The organism is Streptomyces sp. CHD11 (assembly GCF_018638295.1).
Classification (GTDB): Bacteria; Actinomycetota; Actinomycetes; order Streptomycetales; family Streptomycetaceae; genus Streptomyces.
In genome coordinates this window covers 1-349 of sequence record NZ_JABTTS010000140.1, presented here as the reverse complement: position 1 = coordinate 349, position 349 = coordinate 1, and the positions used below count along the sequence as shown (strand labels likewise).

Below are 349 nucleotides of genomic sequence, written 5' to 3'. Positions count from 1 at the left end.
CGGGTGGTCCCGCCAGATTCACACGGGATTTCTCGGGCCCCGTGCTACTTGGGTGTCTCTCAAACGAGCCGCTGATGTTTCGACTACGGGGGTCTTACCCTCTACGCCGGACCTTTCGCATGTCCTTCGCCTACATCAACGGTTTCTGACTCGTCGATCAGCCGGCAGACTGATCAAGAGAGATCCCACAACCCCGTAAGCGCAACCCCTGCCGGGTCTCACACGCCTACGGTTTGGCCTCATCCGGTTTCGCTCGCCACTACTCCCGGAATCACGGTTGTTTTCTCTTCCTGCGGGTACTGAGATGTTTCACTTCCCCGCGTTCCCTCCACTTGCCCTATGTGTTCAG

The 349-nt window shown here is 58.2% G+C and carries 1 rRNA gene; it reads right to left on the bottom strand.

Annotated elements, in window-relative coordinates:
• Positions 1-349: ribosomal RNA gene (locus HTV45_RS33510) — 23S ribosomal RNA — on the bottom strand; the annotation flags it as partial.